Genomic DNA, 16,763 nt, shown 5'->3' on the forward strand with positions numbered 1-16,763 from the left:
CGCTATTTTCGCGCGGCAGCGGCAGCAGCCGCGTGCCAGGCGAGGAAGTCGTCCGCGGGCATCGGCCGGCCGATGTGGTAGCCCTGGGCTTCGTCGCAGCGCAGCCCGCGCAGTTGCTCCAGGATCGCGGCGGACTCCACGCCCTCGGCCACGACGGAGAGCCCCAGGTTGTGCGCCAGGTCGATGGTGGAGCGCACGATCTGCGCATCGCCGGCATCCGCCGCCATGCCCATGACGAAGGACTTGTCGATCTTCAGTTCGTCCACCGGCAGGCGCTTGAGGTAGGCCAGCGAGGAGTAGCCGGTGCCGAAGTCGTCGATGGACAGCTTGAAGCCCTGCGCGGACAGCCGGTTCAGCATGGCCTCGGCCCGGCCGGGGTCGTCCATGATGGCGCTTTCGGTGATCTCCAGGCAGAACCCCCCCGCTTCCACGCCGTGCCGTGCCATGAGCGCGCCCAGGCGGGTGCTCAGGTCCGTGTCCATGAGGTCGCGCGTGGACAGGTTCACCGAGATGCGCAGCCCGAGGCCGCCCACCTCCGGCTGCGCGAGGTAGCGCGCGGCCTGCTCGAAGATCCAGAGCGTGAGCTGCCGCACGAATCCGGTCTGTTCGGCGAAGGGGATGAATTGCATGGGCGGCACGAGGCCGCGCACGGGATGCTGCCAGCGCACGAGCGCCTCGGCCCCGCAGCCGGCCTGGCCGTCCAGCCGGAGCTTGGGCTGCAGGTAAAGCCGCAGTTCGCCGGCTTCCACCGCATGGCGCAGCTCGGACAGCAGCGACAGCGCCGCGGCGCTGGAGGATTCCATCGACGGGTCGTAGATCTGCGCGCCATGCAGGCGCCGCTTGGCCGCGTACATCGCGATCTCCGCGTGGCTGAGCAGCGTGTCGGCGTCATTCGCCGGCCCCGGCCAGCAGGCGATGCCGATGCCCGCGCTCAGGTCCACCATCTGGTCGTCGAACACCAAGGGCGATTCGAACGCCCGCGTGATGCGCTGCGCCGTATCGCGGGCCGCTGCCTCGTCGGCGCCGGGCAGCAGCACGGCGAACTCGTTGCCCCCGAGCCGCGCCACGAGCTCCCGCTCCGCGCGCAGGTGGGCCGCGATGCGCGCCACCACCGCCTGCAGCAGCCGGTCGCCCAGCGCATAGCCCAGCACGTCGTTGACCTGCTGGAACCGGTCGAGGTCCAGGGCGATCACCGACAGCGGCTCCCCGGAGCGTCCCCCATGCTCCATGGCCTCCATCAGCAGCCGGCGGAACCGCTCCCGGTTCGGCACGCCGGTGAGCCGGTCGGTGTCGGCAAGCTGGCGGATCTCGTCCTGCTGCGCCGCGATGCCCAGCCGCATGCGGTCGAAAGAGCGCGCCAGGCGGCCGATCTCGTCCTTGCGGTGCGTGTGCTCGATGGGCTCGGCATAGTTGCCGCGCGAGATGCGCTGGGTGGCCTCCGTCACTGCCCGCAGGGGAGCGGCCACGCGCCGCGCCATGAGCGCGAAGCCGACTGCGAACAGCGCCACGCCCGCGAGCGTGAGGGCGCCGAGCAGCACCTGCAGGTTGCGGTAGGGCGCCAGCACGCCGTCCAGGGAACGCATCAGCAGGACCTGGGTCTCGCCGTTGACGCTCTCGAGGGGCACCCGGCGAATCAGCAACGGTCCGGCATCCGTTTCCACTTCGCCACTTCCTGCCAGCCCGCCGAGCCGCTGCCGGTCGTCTTCCGGCAGGGTGCTCACGGGCACCGACCGCCGGCCGTCGGGGCCGCGCACCACGATGGCCACCTCGATCGACTGCAATTGGTGCATTTCGGCGGCGAGCGCCTGCCCGACCGGGAACCCCATCAGCACCCAGCCGATCAGCAGGGGCGCGCGCATGGGGACCATCACGAACTGGTGGGGCACGCCGCCGACGATCGCGATCTGGCTGCGGCCCGGATGCTGCGCCAGCAGAGGCAGCACGCCGAGCAGCACGGAGCGGGAATCGCTGGAGGCGTCCGAGGCGGACGACACCACCAGCTGCATTTCCGTATCCAGCAGGGCCGCGACCGCCGCGCCGATGCGACTGCCGTGGTTGCTCAGCACCGACGCGATGGTTTCGGCATCGCCGGAGTTGACGGCCGAACGGAAGCCGTAATCAGCCGCCAGCAGCGCCGAGGCCTGCTGCAGCCGCTCCGCGTTCTGTTCGATGAGTCGCCGCCAGACCCGCTCGTCCGCATCCAGCCCCACCGCGATCTGCGCCCGGGCATTGCTCTCTATGGACGCGCGCACCACCAGAAACCCGGCCGCCTGCACCAGCAGGAGCAGGAGCAGCGACACCCCGGCGAGCCGGAACATCAGGCTCCGGCCGAACGCGCGCCAGGTCACTGCACGGCCCCTGCCAGCCGCACGGACACCGGCGCCCCGCCCGGCTCGGCGACGGCGAGCGGCTGGGCCAGGGCGGGAGCCCCCACCGGCAGCCCCGGGTGCCAAACGCGCAGCGTGTACTCGCCCGGCGGCACCTTGTCCAGGCGCACCGCGCCCGACGCATCGGAGCGTCCGTAGTACGGCGTTTCCACCACCAGGATCCAGCCCACCATCTGGTCGTGGATGTTGCAGCCCAGCACCACCACGCCCGGCTGGTCGAACAGCACGGGATTGGCGGGCGTGCCGGAATAGAGCTTGATCTCGAACTTCTTGGCCGGGGAGAAGGAATAGACGTGGTGACGCACCGTGTCGTGGTTCGGGAACTGCACCTGGGTGCCGGCCGTGACCACGAGCACGTCGGGCACGAAGGTCCGCTTTTCCTGGGCGACCTCGGCGGACAGCAGCGGCTTCGCCTGGCGCCGCGCCTGCACCGAATCCAGGAAAGCGACGGCGCCCTGCAGCGGCTTGCCCGCGCCATCCTGGACCAGAACCTGCACCAGTGCGGCCCGCGCCGCGGTGCCGGCGAACAGCGCCAGCAGCAGGGTGGATGTCCACGCCGAGCGCATCACACCTGTTTTCACCATGTCACCTCCAGCGGGCATATGTAACAAAGATATCGAGCCGAACCTGGGTATTACAGACTCTGGCACGATGGGTCCCATGCAAAAGCAAGCTATTAAAAAAATAGCGTAAAACGATGGTTCAGGCTGTTCATGGAATGATCCAATGGTTTCGCCAGACATGGCTTCCGCATGCGGAGCATGCCAGCGAAAGTGCAAGACCTGCGCCCCGTATTTGTAACAACACCAGGTTTTCTACTGGCACTCATCTTGCAATGAACCCCTGACATCGGACCAGGCTACCGGAAACACACTATGCAGGCCGTCACATTCCTTCGCTCCCTCTCGATTTCGCGCCGGCTGTTCCTCGGCTTCGGATGCATGCTGGCCCTGCTGGTGGCCGTGGCGGTCCTCGGCCATTTCTCCATGTCGGCCATGACCGGGCAGATGCAGCAGATCACCGGCCCGGGCGCGGCCAAGGCACGGCTGGCCAACGGCATGCTGCAGACCGTGAGCGCCACGGGCATCCATGCCCGCTCGGCCGCCATGCTGGGCGACATCGATCCCCGCAACGCCGAGGACCAGGCCCGCAAGGCGGCCGAAACCCTGCAGCGGTATGCCAAGCAGGAGGCCGAACTCGCGGCACTGCTGGAATCCGGCGGCGCGACGCCCGAGGAGCGCCAGTTGATGGCGGACATCCAGGCGCAGTCCCGCAAGACCCGTCCCGAAATCGAAGGCGCCGTGAAGCTGGTCACCGACGGCGACACGGTCAGCGCCACGCTCGGCCTCATGACCCGCGTGGCGCCGCCCGAGGCGGCATGGCGCGACAAGCTGGCGCAGCTGGTGGAACTGCAGAACACACTGAACGCCGATGCCGCTGCCGATGCGCAGCAGACCCAGACCCGTTCGCGCCTGACCGGCGGCGCGCTGGTGGCCATCGCCATCGCCCTGGGCCTGTTCATCGCCTGGCGCACCACGGCCACCATCACCCAGCCCATCGGACGCGCCGTCGTGGTGGCCGAACGCATCGCGCGCGGGGACCTCACCTCCCGCGTGGAAGTCCGCATCCACGACGAGACCGGCCGCCTGCTGGACGCGATCGCGGCGATGCAGGAGCAACTGCGTGCCCTGGTGGGGCACATCGGCACCACCGCCGACTCCATCCTCCAGGCCAGTTCCGAGGTCGCCTCCGGCAACCTGGACCTGAGCCACCGCACGGAACAGACCTCCAGCAACCTGCAGGAGGCCGCCTCCGCCCTGGAAGACCTGACCCAGACCGTCCACCAGGGCGCCGAAGCCGCCCGGCAGGCCAACCAGATGACGGCCTCGGCCGCCCAGGTCGCCACGCGCAGCGGCGAGGTGGTCTCCCAGGTCGTGCGCACCATGGACGTCATCAGCTCCAGCTCCCGCAAGATTTCGGACATCATCGGCGTGATCGACGGCATCGCCTTCCAGACCAACATCCTGGCGCTCAACGCCGCGGTGGAGGCCGCCCGCGCGGGCGAGCAGGGACGGGGCTTCGCCGTGGTGGCAGGCGAGGTGCGGGCCCTGGCGGGACGCAGCGCCGAAGCCGCCCGCGAGATCAAGACGCTGATCCTCGCCAGCTCCGGGCAGGTGCAGGAAGGCTCCAGCCTCGTCGCCCAGGCGGGCTCCACCATCGGGGAGCTCGTGCAATCCGTGCAGAAGGTGTCGTCCATCATGGGAGAGATCACCACCTCGGCCCACGAACAGAGCGACCGCATCGGCCAGGTGAGCCAGTCCGTGAGCGCCCTGGAGAACATGACCCAGCAGAACGCCGCGCTGGTGGAAGAGAGCAGCGCGGCGGCCGGCAGCCTGCGCGAGCAGGCAGGCCGCCTGACCGAGATGGTGGGTGCCTTCCGCCTGCAGCGCGACGCCTCGGGCGCCGCTCCACTCACGCCCGCGCTGACGGGCTGACCGCCCGTCGGGCCGCGCCGCCCCGCCGCCCCCTGGTCCGCGGGTGCGAGGCCAGCGGCTCGCCGGCACCGAAAACGCTGTCGCGCAGCGCGGGAAGGTTCAGCACCCGCAGCCCGCCGTATTCGACCCGGATGGCCCCCTGCGCCTGCAGCGCGGCCAGCGCCTCGTTCACGCGCTGGCGCGACAACCCCACCAGGTAGCCCAGCTCCTGCTGCGTGATGCGCAGCACGTGGCCCACGCCGGGATAGAGCAGCGGGTTGAAGAGCGCCGCCAACCCCCGCGCCACGCGCGCGTCCGGGCTGCCCAGGCGCTCGATCTCCCGCGCGGCGATGAACTGGCCCAGCCGCTCGTTGAGCTGCTGCATCACGAAGCGGTTGAAGCCCAGGGAGTGGTCCAGCAGCCAGTGGAAGGTGTCGATCGGCAGTCCGGCCACCACGCTGCGGCGCAGCGCCTGGATGTCGTAGCGGTAGGGCTCGCGCTTCACGGCCGTGCCTTCGCCGAACCAGCCGCCGGGCGGCACGCCCGCGAACGTCATGGTCTGCCCCTGGGCGTTGTCGGTGCTCATCTTGAGCAGGCCCTCCACCACGCCGAACCAGTAGGTGACGGGCCGGCCGCGCCGGCAGACGAAGTCGCCGACCTGGGCATCGCCCACCACCAGCGCGTCCATCGCCCGGTCGCGCTCGTCGGGTGCGAGGGCGGCAAGCCAGGGAATCCCCTGCAACTCGGCCGGCGTGGGCCGCCGGCGGCGCTGGTGGAGCGAGAGTTCTTCGGACATGCGCCCGAGGATGGTGGAAACGCGGGCCAGGATGGTTCAGGGGAAACCACGAGACCGGGCAGCGCCGGCCCCGGCCGTCACTGCCGCAGGACGACGTTGTCGAAATACACGGAAGCCGGCGCCGTGGCCCGCGCCCGGAACTCCACCGTGTTCGCCCCGGCCTGCAGGTCCACCGGCAACGCCTGTACCGCCCAATCGCTGACCGAGGGAGTCTGCGCGAAGACGGGTGAGGCGACGCGCACGCCGTTCACGTACACGTCGATCGTTCCCACGTCGGCACCCGCCACCGCGTAGCGGGCCAGCAGCTGGTAGCGGCCGGCGGCAGGCACCTGGACGCGGCCGCGCAGGCTCGCGGCGCTGCCGGTGCCGAAGTTCACGTAGCCCAGCCCCTGGTAGTTGCGGACCGACTCGCTCACCCCGTTGGCGACCATGCGGGCGATGTTGCGGAAATCGAAATGCTCGGCCTCGTACTGGTGCGCGCCGGCATAGACGGGAGGAGCATCGGGCACCTGGATGCCGGCCTCCGTGTAGCCCGCGAGCCGGCCGCCGGCAGGCCCCGAGCAGTTCACCGTCAGGTCCAGCGCCCCGTTGTGCGCCACGTCCAGCGTGAGCACGCCGTCCGCCCAGGTGCCTGCCACCTGGCTCGCCACATGGTCGCCGCGGTCCTGGAAGGAGAAGGCCGGCTGCGAGGCGGCGCCCCGGAACACGATCCGGCTCTTCTTCAGCGCGGCATTCTCCGGGTCGTAGTTCGTGAGGTAGATGGAGACCTTGTCCGGGTACTCCTTCACCACGCCGGTCGTGAAGGGCGGGTAGGTCACGTCCAGGCCGGCGCAGGTGTTGTACTTGAAGGGAATGCTGCCGCTGGCCGCCTGGCTGGTGCGGTAGGGGTTGTAGGTCACCCAGGTGTTCTCGAGGCGGCCGGCATAGATGTCGCCCGTGGTTTCCTGCGGGAACAGCGCGTCGAATTCGGCCTGCCTGGCCGCGGGGCCGGGCCAGCGGCTCGCGTACTCCGACTTCTTCACCGTGGTCTGGAACGATTGCGCCAGGTCGTCCGTCAGCCGCCAGACCGTGGGAATGGCAGGATACCGGCCTGTCTTCTTGGTCCAGCTGTGCTGGTTCAGGTAAGTGCCGTCGCCATCCATCGCGTACAGCCCGGAGAAAAGCGTTTCCGGCGTGGAGTAGAGGGCCCGGTCGCTGCCCGAGGACACGTCGTTGACGATGGCGATCCGCGTGCGGTCGATGACTTCCTTGCGGCTGGGAATGCGCAGCGTTCCGTCGAGGATCTTGCGGTAGATGTCGAGGTGGATGTTCCGGAACTGGGGGTGGAAATCCCAGCGCCGCGTGGAGTAGCCGTCGGCGGTCTGCCCGTTGGGCAGGTTCCTGACCATGTCGAGCATGATCAGCTCGGGTCCGTCGAACACGGTCTGCCCGGTCAGCGCCAGATGCTCGACGAGGTGGGGCGCGCCCGCGGGCACCGGGTAGGCATTGGAGCCGTCGGCGTTGTACCAGCCCGTGCGGTCCGTGCGGATGCCGTAGTTGCCGGCATAGCCGGAGAGGTACATGCCCAGGCTCACGCTTTCGTTGTCGTGGAAGCCGTAGTTGGCGGTGAACTTCTCCTCGATGATGAAATTCTTCGCATACGTCCTGAGCGCGTTTTCCAGCACCGGGCTGCGCTTGGCCATGGCCAGCGGATTGAGCGCCGCGCCCCAGAAGCCCCCGGTGAAGCTGACGTCGAGGTAGCCGCCGTATTTGTTCGTGAGCCTGAGCAGATTGGCCCAGTGCTCCCAGCGCTTGTCCGCCGACGGGGAGCAGGTCTCGTCGAAACCCCAGAACTGTTCGGCGTAGTTGAAGCCGAGGAAGTTCGGATAGTCCCGGAAGAACTCGCCATAGACGGTCGATTCCAGGTCGGTGCTCCCGTCATAGTCCGGGAAGTGGGTGAACCCGCCGCTGGACGGCTGGACCATGGCCCACATCCGGTTGTCGGCTGCCACCTTGATCCAGGAGCGGGCCGTCTCGATGCCGTTCTCCACCTGCCGCCAGCGGCACTGGCCGGGCGTGGACGTCTTGTCGTCGTGAAGGATGGACAGCGACAGCACCAGCACCGTGTAAGGGCGGATGTCCTGCGGGATGAGGTCGATGATCTTCTGGGGATCGGCCGAATTCCAGGTGTCCACGTGTACCAGGAACATCGGTTGCTGCGGCGATACGGGGCGCCGCAGCGATCCCCCTGCGGTGGTGGCCGGCCCGGATGCCTCGGACCTGGCAACGGCCGCAACCGCAGGCGTGGCGGGGGATTCGCCCCCGCTCCCGCCGCAGGCCGTGAGCACGGCGGCGAGCAGGAGGGACGGGCGGGCGCAGGAGCGCCAGGAAACGATTTTCCGCATGGTTGGTGTATTTCTGTATGGCGGAGACCCGCGTTTTCTGCAAGACGGAATTCCTGCAGATCGGCACGAAGAATATCCGCGCGGCCACTCGCCCATCCACCGCGAATCGATGAACATTTCTAATCCTTTCTAATTTCTTTCATAAATTAAATTTTGAATCCGACAGGGGCGCGTGGAGTATGGAAACAGCGGCATATCCATATGCAGCCCGTGTCGTTGGAGTGGTCCACAATGGCCCGTTCCCGTTCCTCAGGAACCTTTTTCCACCGTGGAGACGCCATGAAGATCGACAACATCCTGCAGTCCATCGGCAGCACGCCGCACGTGCGCATCAACCGGCTCTTCGGGGCGGGGACGAATGTCTGGGTCAAGTCCGAACGCAGCAACCCGGGCGGCTCCATCAAGGACCGCATCGCGCTGGCCATGGTCGAGGACGCCGAGCGCTCCGGCGCGCTTCCACCCGGCGGCACCATCATCGAACCCACCTCGGGCAACACCGGCATCGGCCTGGCGCTGGTCGCCGCGGTGAAGGGCTACCGCCTCATCCTGGTGATGCCCGAGAGCATGAGCATCGAGCGCCGCCGCCTCATGCTCGCCTACGGTGCGCAATTCGACCTCACCCCGCGCGAAAAGGGCATGAAGGGCGCCATCGCCCGCGCGCAGGAGCTGGCAGCGCAGACGCCCGGCGCCTGGGTGCCCCAGCAGTTCGAGAACCCTGCCAACATCGACGTGCACGTGCGCACCACGGCGCAGGAGATCCTGGCCGACTTCCCCGAAGGCATCGATGCGCTCATCACGGGCGTGGGCACCGGTGGCCACATCACGGGCGTGGCGCGCGTGCTCAAGCCGAAATTCCCCCAGCTCAAGGTGTTCGCCGTGGAGCCCGTGGCCTCGCCGGTGATCTCCGGCGGCCAGCCGGCGCCCCACCCGATCCAGGGCATCGGCGCGGGCTTCGTGCCGAAGAACCTGGACACCAGCCTGCTGGACGGCGTGATCCAGGTGGATGCCGAGCCGGCCCGCGAATACGCCCGCCGCGCCGCCCGCGAGGAAGGCCTGCTCGTGGGGATCTCCTCCGGCGCCACGCTCGCGGCCATCGCCCAGAAGCTGCCCGAGCTGCCGCAGGGCGCGCGGGTGCTGGGCTTCAACTACGACACGGGCGAGCGCTACCTGTCGGTCGAGGGCTTCCTGCCGGCGTGAGTACATCCCCCTGAGGCGCTTCGCGCCTTCCCCCTTCTCTCGCCGTGCTGCGCACGGCGGGAAGGGTGACGACGCCGGTGGCCGGGCGGAGCCCGTTCCACGGCGTCTGCTGGCATGGCCTGCTCCGCGGCCTTCTGATGGGTGAGGCCGTGGGGGTACTCCGGGGCCGTCCCAGGACTGCACACGCGGTCGGCCCGCAGTCCTACAGCACGGCCGTGCGGGGGTCGGAACAATCGGTTGAACCCCGCGCCGCGGCCGGCGGCCCGTCCGCCATGGCCGCGGTGCCCTTCTACCGATGGCATCCATGGCTACCCACGCAGAATCCCCCTCGCCCGTCGCGTTCAAGGTGCTGACCGTGAACGTGCACAAGGGCTTCACCTCCTTCAACCGCCGCTTCATGCTGCACGAGCTGCGCGAGGCCGTGCGCAGCGTGTCGGCGGATCTCGTCTTCCTGCAGGAGGTGCTGGGCACGCACCAGCGCCACGCCAGCCGCGTGGCCAACTTCCCGCAGGAGCCGCACTACGAATTCCTGGCCGACACGATCTGGGGACAGTACGCCTACGGCCGCAACGCGGTGTACGACAGCGGGCACCACGGCAATGCGCTGCTGTCCAAGTTCCCCATCGTCCACTACGAGAACCACGACATCTCCGTGAGCGGTCCGGAGCGGCGCGGCATGCTGCACTGCGTGCTGCAGCCGCCGGGACACGACCGCCAGGTGCATGCCATCTGCGTGCACCTGGGGCTGCAGGAGGCGCACCGCCAGCGCCAGCTGCGGCGCGTGTGCGACCTGGTCAGCACCTTCCCCGCCGAGGATCCCGTGATCGTGGCGGGCGACTTCAACGACTGGCGCGGCCGCGCCCACGAGGTGCTGCGCAAGGGCGCCGGGCTGCACGAGGTGTTCGTGCATGCGGGCGGGCGCGCCGTGCGCACGTTCCCGGCCTCGATGCCGCTGCTGGCCCTCGACCGCATCTACGTGCGCAACGCGTCGGTGCACGCGCCCGTGGTGCTGCCGCGCAAGCCCTGGCACAAGCTTTCGGACCACGCGCCCCTGGCGGCGGAGATCGCGCTATGAAACCGGTGCGCCGCTCTTCGCGCTGGGTACCGGGCAACCACTTCGAGCTGCTCGAAAACGGCGAGGCCTTCTTCCCGCGCGTGTTCGAGGCGATCGCCGCGGCCAGGCGCGAAGTGCTGCTGGAAACCTTCATCCTGTTCGAGGACAAGATCGGCAAGGGACTGCACGCCGCCCTGCTGCAGGCCGCCCGCAACGGCGCCGAAGTGCACGTGCTCGTGGATGGATTCGGCTCGCCCGACCTCTCCGAATCCTTCGTCAGATCGCTCGTGGACGCGGGCGTGCGCTTCCGCATCTTCGATCCGGGCGGGCTGCGCATCTTCGGCCAGCGACTGAACCTGCTGCGCCGCATGCACCGCAAGATCGTCGTGGTCGACGGCGAGGTCGGCTTCATCGGCGGCATCAACTATTCCGCCGACCACGTCGCGGATTTCGGGCCCGAGGCCAAGCAGGACTATTCCGTCGAGGTGCGCGGCCCCATCGTGGCGCAGATGCGCGCTTTCGCGCGCAGCGTGGTGGACAAGGGCGACAGGAAGGAGGGCCGGCGCTCGAATCCGCAGGCCACCTCCAGCGCCGAGCCGGAAGCGGGCACCGGCGGCGCACACGCCGGAGGTGCGGCCGCGTCCCCATTGCCCGCGGGCACGCCGGCAGACGGTCCGCGCGCCGCGGCCGAGCGGCGCCGGTGGCCCTTCGGCGCCCGCGCCGCCGTGGAGCGGCACCCCGCGGCCGGCCACGCGGACGCCATCTTCGTCACGCGCGACAACCATGCCCACACCAACGATATCGAGCGCCACTACCGCGTCGCGCTGCGCGCGGCGCGCGAGCGCGTGGTGATCGCCAATGCGTATTTCTTCCCGGGCTACCGCTTCATCCGCGAGATGCGCCGCGCTGCGCGTCGAGGAGTGGACGTGCGCCTGATCCTGCAGGGCCAACCCGACATGCCGATCGTGCGCGTGGCCGCAAGCATGCTCTACGACCACCTGATCCGCGGCGGGGTGCGCATCTACGAATACTGCGACCGACCGCTGCACGGCAAGGTCGCGCTGGTGGACGGCGAATGGTCCACCGTGGGATCGAGCAACCTCGACCCCCTGAGCCTGTCGCTGAACCTGGAGGCCAACGTCGTCATCCGCGACCGCGAGTTCAACGCCACGCTGCACGGGCGCCTCGCGCACCTCATGGAAAACAGCTGCCGGCAGGTGGAACCCACGCCGCCGGGCCGCTGGGACGGCCTGCGGCTGCTGCGCAGCTACTGCCTGTTCCACCTGATGCGCTGGTTCCCCGCGTGGGCAGGATGGCTGCCGCGCCATGAGCCGGAGATCTCGCTCGTGCAGCCCGACGCGCATGGTGGCGACCACGGCCACCGGCCGTCCACCACCTGAGCGCGCGGCGCACGATCGGTCCTGTTCCATGCCACCGGCCTCGCCCACGCCCGCCCTGCCCCGGGACCATGCCGACGACGGCGCGGAACGCTCCGGGCCCGGAAAAAGCCGGTGGCAGCGCCTGCGCTCCCAGCGCTGGTGGCCCTGGGCCATGACGCTGGTGACCGGGGCGTTCATCGCCTTCGTCATCACCCTGCTGGTGCGGCAGGCGCGCAACGTGGACTGGGGCGCGGTGTGGGAAGCCTTCCTCGCGCTGCCCCCGCCCACGCTGCTGACGGCGGCCGCCCTGGCGCTCGCGAGCCACGGCCTCTACAGCACCTTCGACCTGTTCGGCCGCCACTTCACGCGGCACGGGCTGTCCGTGGGGCGCACGGTGGGCATCACGCTCATCGCCTACCCGTTCACCCTGAACCTCGGCTCGATCATCGGCGGGGTATCGGTGCGCTATCGGCTCTACTCCCGGCAAGGCGTGTCCGTGGGCGCGATCGGCCAGGTGATCGGGCAGAGCATCGTCACCAACTGGCTGGGCTATTTCGTGCTCGCGGGCGCGGTGTTCTGGGCCTGGTCGCCGCAGCTGCCGCAGGACTGGCACGTAGGGCCGCAGGAACTGCGCTGGGCCGGCACCGCGCTGGCCGCTGTCACGGCTGCCTACGTCGTGGCCTGCGCCGTGCGCCACGGCCGGCCCATCGCCTGGCGCGGACACGACTTCCCCCTGCCGGGCTGGCGCGTGGCCCTGCTGCAGGTGCTGGTGTCCACGGTCAACTGGATGGTGATGGGCGCCGCCGTGTGGGTGCTGGCCGGGCGCGATACCCCGTACGCGGCTGCCCTGGCCACGGTGCTGCTGGGCGCGGTCGCGGGGCTGGTGTCGCGCATTCCGGCTGGACTGGGCGTGCTGGAGGCCGTGGGCACGGCCGTGCTCTCGGCGTACATTCCCGCCTCCCAGGCGCTGGCAGCGGTGCTGGCCTACCGGGCGCTCTACTTCTTCGCGCCGCTGTTGCTTGCGGCCCTGGCCTTCGGCGCGGTGGAATGGTTCGGACGCGGGACGCCCCCGAAGGCGGCAGAGGCGGAGGACGAAAGCCCGTCCGGGAAGACGTCCGGCAAGGCCACCGCCTGACAACGGCCACCCCGCGGGCAGATGAGCGCATTTTCGTGCGCAGGCGTATGATTTCGGGCCTTTTCCCTGCACCGCCCGATGACCACGGGCCGCACGCCCCATGATCCGCCTGTCTGAAATCAAGCTGCCGCTCGCCGCCCTGCCGGCCGACGGCACCCAGCATCCCGAGCCCGCGCTGCGCGCCGCCGCCGCGCGCATCCTGGATATCCCGCCCGGCGACATCGCCCACCTGAACGTCTTCAAGCGCAGCTTCGACGCGCGCAAGCCCGAGCTGCTGGCCGTGTACATCGTGGACGTCGCCCTTACGGATCCCGGCCAGGAAGCCGCGCTGCTGGCGCGCCATGCGGGCCGCCCCCACGTCCAGCCGACGCCCGACATGGCCTGGAAACCCGTGGGCCATGCCCCCGCCGGCGGCCTGCGCGAGCGTCCGGTAGTGGTGGGCTTCGGCCCCTGCGGCATCTTCGCGGCACTGGTACTGGCGCAGATGGGGCTGCGCCCCATCGTGCTGGAACGGGGCCGGGCCGTGCGCGAGCGCACGCAGGACACCTGGGGCCTGTGGCGCCGCCGCGAACTGCAGCCCGAATCCAACGTGCAGTTCGGGGAGGGCGGTGCCGGCACGTTCAGCGACGGCAAGCTCTACAGCCAGATCAAGGACCCGCGCCACCTCGGCCGCAAGGTGATGGAGGAATTCGTGCAGGCGGGCGCTCCGCCCGAGATCCTGTATGCGGCGCACCCCCACATCGGCACCTTCAAGCTGGTGAAGGTGGTCGAGACGCTGCGCGAGCAGATCATCGCCCTGGGCGGCGAGGTGCGCTTCCAGCAGCGCGTGACCGACATCGCAGTGGACACCGATGCTGCAGGCCGCCGGCACCTGCGCGGCCTGCGCGTGCTGGACCAGGCCACGGGCCAGACCCACGACCTGGAGGCGTCGCACGTCGTCATGGCCCTGGGCCACAGCTCGCGCGACACCTTCGCGATGCTGTACGGACGCGGCGTGCACATGGAGGCCAAGCCGTTCTCGGTGGGCTTCCGCATCGAACATCCGCAGGGGCTCATCGACCGCGCCCGCTGGGGCCGCCACGCCGGCCACCCGCTGCTGGGCGCGGCCGACTACAAGCTCGTGCACCATGCCGGCAACGGCCGCGCGGTGTACAGCTTCTGCATGTGCCCCGGCGGCACGGTGGTGGCCGCCACCAGCGAGCCCGGCCGCGTGGTGACCAACGGCATGAGCCAGTATTCGCGCAACGAGCGCAATGCCAACGCCGGCATGGTGGTGGGCATCGACCCGGCCGACTACCCCACGGACCCGGCCGCCTTCGAAGCAGCGCTGGGCGCCACCCACGGCGTCGAGGCCCTGCCCACGGGCCAGGCCCATCCGCTCGCGGGCATCGTGCTGCAGCGGCAGCTGGAATCCGGCGCCTTCGCGCTCGGGGGCGGCAACTACAACGCTCCCGGCCAGCTGGTGGGGGATTTCATCGCGGGACGCGTCTCGCGCGAGTTCGGAGAAGTGGAGCCCTCGTACCGGCCGGGCGTCACCCTGGCCGACCTGCACGCGGCCCTGCCGGACTACGCGATCGCCGCGCTGCGCGAAGCGTTGCCGGCCTTCGGCCGCAAGATCCAGGGCTTCGACCGCCACGACGCCGTGCTGACGGGCGTGGAAACGCGCACCTCGTCACCGCTCAAGATCGGCCGGGGCGAGGACTTCCAGAGCCTGAACACCGCCGGCCTCTACCCCGCGGGCGAAGGCGCGAGCTACGCGGGCGGCATCCTGTCGGCCGGCGTGGACGGCATCAAGGTGGGCGAGGCCGTAGCCAGAAACCTGCTTACCCCCTGAGTCGCCTGCGGCGCGGATCAGCGCATCGCCCAGTGGCCCGGACGCATGTGCCAGCCGCCCGGGCCCGGCTCCCAGCGGTGGGGCACCCAGACCCAGCCCGGCCGCGGCGGCGCGGCCCAGTGGCCGGGGCGCCAGACATAGCGGCCGCCGCCCCACTCCCAGAAACCGCCCACCCAGACATGTACCGGCGAGGGGGCGACGGTCACGGTCTCCACGTACGGTGCCGGGGGCGCGGTGGGGGCGACCACCACGGCCCCCTGCTGCTCGACCACGACCTGCCGGGGCGGCGCCACGACACAGCCGGACAGGGCTGCGGCCGCGAGGATCGCCAGGGCGCCTGCGGCGCGGATGCGGCCGGATGCACGGCCGGGGGAAGCGGGAATATTGAGGGGCATCGTCGGGCTCCATCGGGAAGGAAAACGCATGCCCATTGAACGCGGCCGTATCCCTTCCGCCGACAACCGCCGTGTAAAGAAAAGGAAAGATGAACGAAGCCCGTCCGCGCGGCGGGCTTCAGCGCGGCAGGGCCGGCGCCTGGCCGGATGCGCCTTCCGGCAGGCGGAAGGCCGCCACGAGGTCGGCCAGCTGCTGCGCCTGCATGCGCAGGCCCTGGGCCGCGGCGGAGGACTCCTCCACCAGGGCCGCGTTCTGCTGCGTCATCTGGTCGAGCTGGCTCACGGCCTCGCCCACCTGCCCGAGGCCGGTGCTCTGCTCGCGAGCGGAGGTGCTGATCTCGCCGACGATGGTCGCCACCTGCTCCACCGAGCCCACGATCTCGCCCATGGTGCTGCCGGCCGCATGCACCTGCTGCGTGCCCTCTCCCACCTGCCGCACGCTGTCGCTGATGAGGGCGCCGATTTCGCGGGCGGCCGTGGCCGAGCGCTGCGCGAGGCTGCGCACCTCCGCCGCGACGACGGCAAAGCCGCGTCCCTGTTCGCCCGCCCGGGCGGCTTCCACCGCGGCATTGAGGGCGAGGATGTTGGTCTGGAAAGCGATGCCGTCGATCACGCCGGTGATGTCGGCGATCCTGCGGGAGGCCTGCGCGATGCCGTCCATGGTGGAGACCACCTGGCCGACGGCGTCGCGCCCGCGCCGCGCGACATCGCTGGCGGTGGCGGCCAGGGTGCTCGCCTGCTGCGCCGCGTCGGCGCTGTGGCGCACGGTGGCGATCAGCTCCTCCATGCTCGCGGCGATCTCCTCCAGGTTGGAGGCCGTGTGCTCGGTGCGCGCGGAGAGATCGGAGTTGCCCGCCGCGATCTCCGCGCTGGCCCCCGCCACCGAGGCGCTGGCCTGCCGCATCCCCACCACCAGGCCCGCGAGCCGCTGCTGCATGCCGCCCAGGCGCTCCAGCAGGGCGCGCACCTCGTCGCGGTTTCCGTCTCCCGCGGGCGGGACGGACGACGTCAGGTCGCCCTCGGCGATGCGGTCGGACACCTCGGACGCCTGCGCCAGCGGCACGAGGATGGAGCGCGAGAGCAGCAGCGCACAGCCCAGGCTCAGCAGCAGCCCGACCACCGATCCACCCACGAGCAGTGCGATGCCCTGCCGTTCGCTCGCCTCGGCCCGGGCGCGGGCCTCGGCCACCCGCTTGCGCTGGTAGTCGGCCATTTCCTCCACGGCAGCCGCATAGCGGTCGGCCGCGGGCCGCAGCAGCTTGCCCACGGCATCGGGCGGCAGGGTTTCCCCGGACCGGCGGCGCTGGACGAGTTCGTCCCGCGCGGCGCGGAAGGCATTGCCCGCGGTGTCGATGTCCTTGAAGATGCGCTGGGACTCGGCGTCCTCGGCCAGGCTCTCGAGCCGCTTGCGGACCTCGGTGGAGCGGGCCGACGTCCGCTTGCGGTCCGCGTCCACGCGGGCCGTGTATTCGGGGCTGCCCACTTCCAGCAGCGCCTCGGCGCGCGCGGAACTCAGCACCACGATGGAATGGAGTTCACGGGCGAGCAGTGCCCGCTCGGAGGACTCGCCCCCCAGGTCGTCCGCGATGTCCTGGAGCTGCATCAGCCGCCATATGCCCACCCCGGCGGCCAGCGACATGACGAGGCAGACAACGCCGAAGGCGATGGCCAGGCGCAGGGAAAGGCGGGTGTGGTTCAGGGTCATGGCGGACGGTACGTGGTTGAGCG

12 protein-coding genes are annotated in these 16,763 nt (G+C 70.1%); 6 read left to right on the forward strand and 6 right to left on the reverse strand.

All coding sequences use genetic code 11. The annotated features are described in order from the left end of the window. Positions 1 to 2: 2 nt before the first annotated feature. Together ACGHC0_RS21860 and ACGHC0_RS21865 are read right to left on the reverse strand one after the other, a co-directional pair. A complete protein-coding gene (locus ACGHC0_RS21860) occupies positions 3 to 2,348 on the reverse strand; it encodes a putative bifunctional diguanylate cyclase/phosphodiesterase (RefSeq protein ID WP_415266754.1) in 2,346 nt (781 codons plus the stop codon). Then, on the reverse strand, positions 2,345 to 2,971 hold the full coding sequence (locus ACGHC0_RS21865) for a methylamine utilization protein (protein ID WP_415266755.1): 627 nt from the start codon (positions 2,969 to 2,971) through the stop codon (positions 2,345 to 2,347). Before ACGHC0_RS21865 ends, ACGHC0_RS21860 begins: the two co-directional genes overlap by 4 nt. A gap of 291 nt (positions 2,972 to 3,262) precedes the next feature. Here ACGHC0_RS21865 and ACGHC0_RS21870 point away from each other — a divergent pair, with 291 nt between their 5' ends. Beyond that, entirely contained in the window at positions 3,263 to 4,882 is a 1,620-nt protein-coding gene (locus tag ACGHC0_RS21870; protein ID WP_415266756.1) for a methyl-accepting chemotaxis protein, read from the forward strand. Here ACGHC0_RS21870 and ACGHC0_RS21875 read toward each other — a convergent pair. Together ACGHC0_RS21875 and ACGHC0_RS21880 are read right to left on the reverse strand one after the other, a co-directional pair. Next, complete coding sequence (locus ACGHC0_RS21875; protein ID WP_415266757.1) at positions 4,860 to 5,657, reverse strand: Crp/Fnr family transcriptional regulator; 798 nt, start codon at positions 5,655 to 5,657, stop codon at positions 4,860 to 4,862. The genes ACGHC0_RS21870 and ACGHC0_RS21875 overlap by 23 nt on opposite strands. A 77-nt stretch (positions 5,658 to 5,734) precedes the next feature. Next, the gene (locus ACGHC0_RS21880) at positions 5,735 to 8,041 is read right to left on the reverse strand and encodes a glycoside hydrolase family 98 domain-containing protein (RefSeq protein WP_415266758.1); all 2,307 of its coding nucleotides are present in this window, start codon (positions 8,039 to 8,041) and stop codon (positions 5,735 to 5,737) included. A gap of 279 nt (positions 8,042 to 8,320) precedes the next feature. Between ACGHC0_RS21880 and cysK the strand changes: the two genes are divergently transcribed. The 5 genes from cysK (at position 8,321) to ACGHC0_RS21905 (ending at position 14,640) form a co-directional block, all read left to right on the forward strand. Then, positions 8,321 to 9,238, forward strand: a complete 918-nt coding sequence (gene cysK / locus ACGHC0_RS21885; RefSeq protein ID WP_368352938.1) for a cysteine synthase A — start codon at positions 8,321 to 8,323, stop codon at positions 9,236 to 9,238. Positions 9,239 to 9,533: 295 nt separating this feature from the next. After that, positions 9,534 to 10,313 carry an endonuclease/exonuclease/phosphatase family protein gene (locus ACGHC0_RS21890; protein ID WP_368352939.1) on the forward strand — a complete coding sequence of 260 codons (780 nt, stop codon included), beginning with the start codon at positions 9,534 to 9,536 and terminating at the stop codon, positions 10,311 to 10,313. Beyond that, the gene (gene clsB, locus ACGHC0_RS21895; RefSeq protein WP_415266759.1) at positions 10,310 to 11,692 is read left to right on the forward strand and encodes a cardiolipin synthase ClsB; all 1,383 of its coding nucleotides are present in this window, start codon (positions 10,310 to 10,312) and stop codon (positions 11,690 to 11,692) included. Before ACGHC0_RS21890 ends, clsB begins: the two co-directional genes overlap by 4 nt. A 28-nt stretch (positions 11,693 to 11,720) precedes the next feature. Next, positions 11,721 to 12,806, forward strand: coding sequence for a lysylphosphatidylglycerol synthase transmembrane domain-containing protein (locus ACGHC0_RS21900; RefSeq protein ID WP_415266760.1), 1,086 nt, complete (start codon positions 11,721 to 11,723; stop codon positions 12,804 to 12,806). Positions 12,807 to 12,906: 100 nt separating this feature from the next. Then, on the forward strand, positions 12,907 to 14,640 hold the full coding sequence (locus ACGHC0_RS21905) for an NAD(P)/FAD-dependent oxidoreductase (protein WP_415266761.1): 1,734 nt from the start codon (positions 12,907 to 12,909) through the stop codon (positions 14,638 to 14,640). Between the two features lie 17 nt (positions 14,641 to 14,657). Here ACGHC0_RS21905 and ACGHC0_RS21910 read toward each other — a convergent pair whose 3' ends face one another. After that, the gene (locus ACGHC0_RS21910) at positions 14,658 to 15,035 is read right to left on the reverse strand and encodes a hypothetical protein (protein ID WP_368352943.1); all 378 of its coding nucleotides are present in this window, start codon (positions 15,033 to 15,035) and stop codon (positions 14,658 to 14,660) included. Positions 15,036 to 15,153: 118 nt separating this feature from the next. Then, a complete protein-coding gene (locus ACGHC0_RS21915; protein WP_415266762.1) occupies positions 15,154 to 16,740 on the reverse strand; it encodes a methyl-accepting chemotaxis protein in 1,587 nt (528 codons plus the stop codon). Between the last annotated feature and the right edge of the window lie 23 nt (positions 16,741 to 16,763).

The organism is Acidovorax sacchari (assembly GCF_042847045.1).
Lineage (GTDB): Bacteria > Pseudomonadota > Gammaproteobacteria > Burkholderiales > Burkholderiaceae_C > Paracidovorax > Paracidovorax sacchari.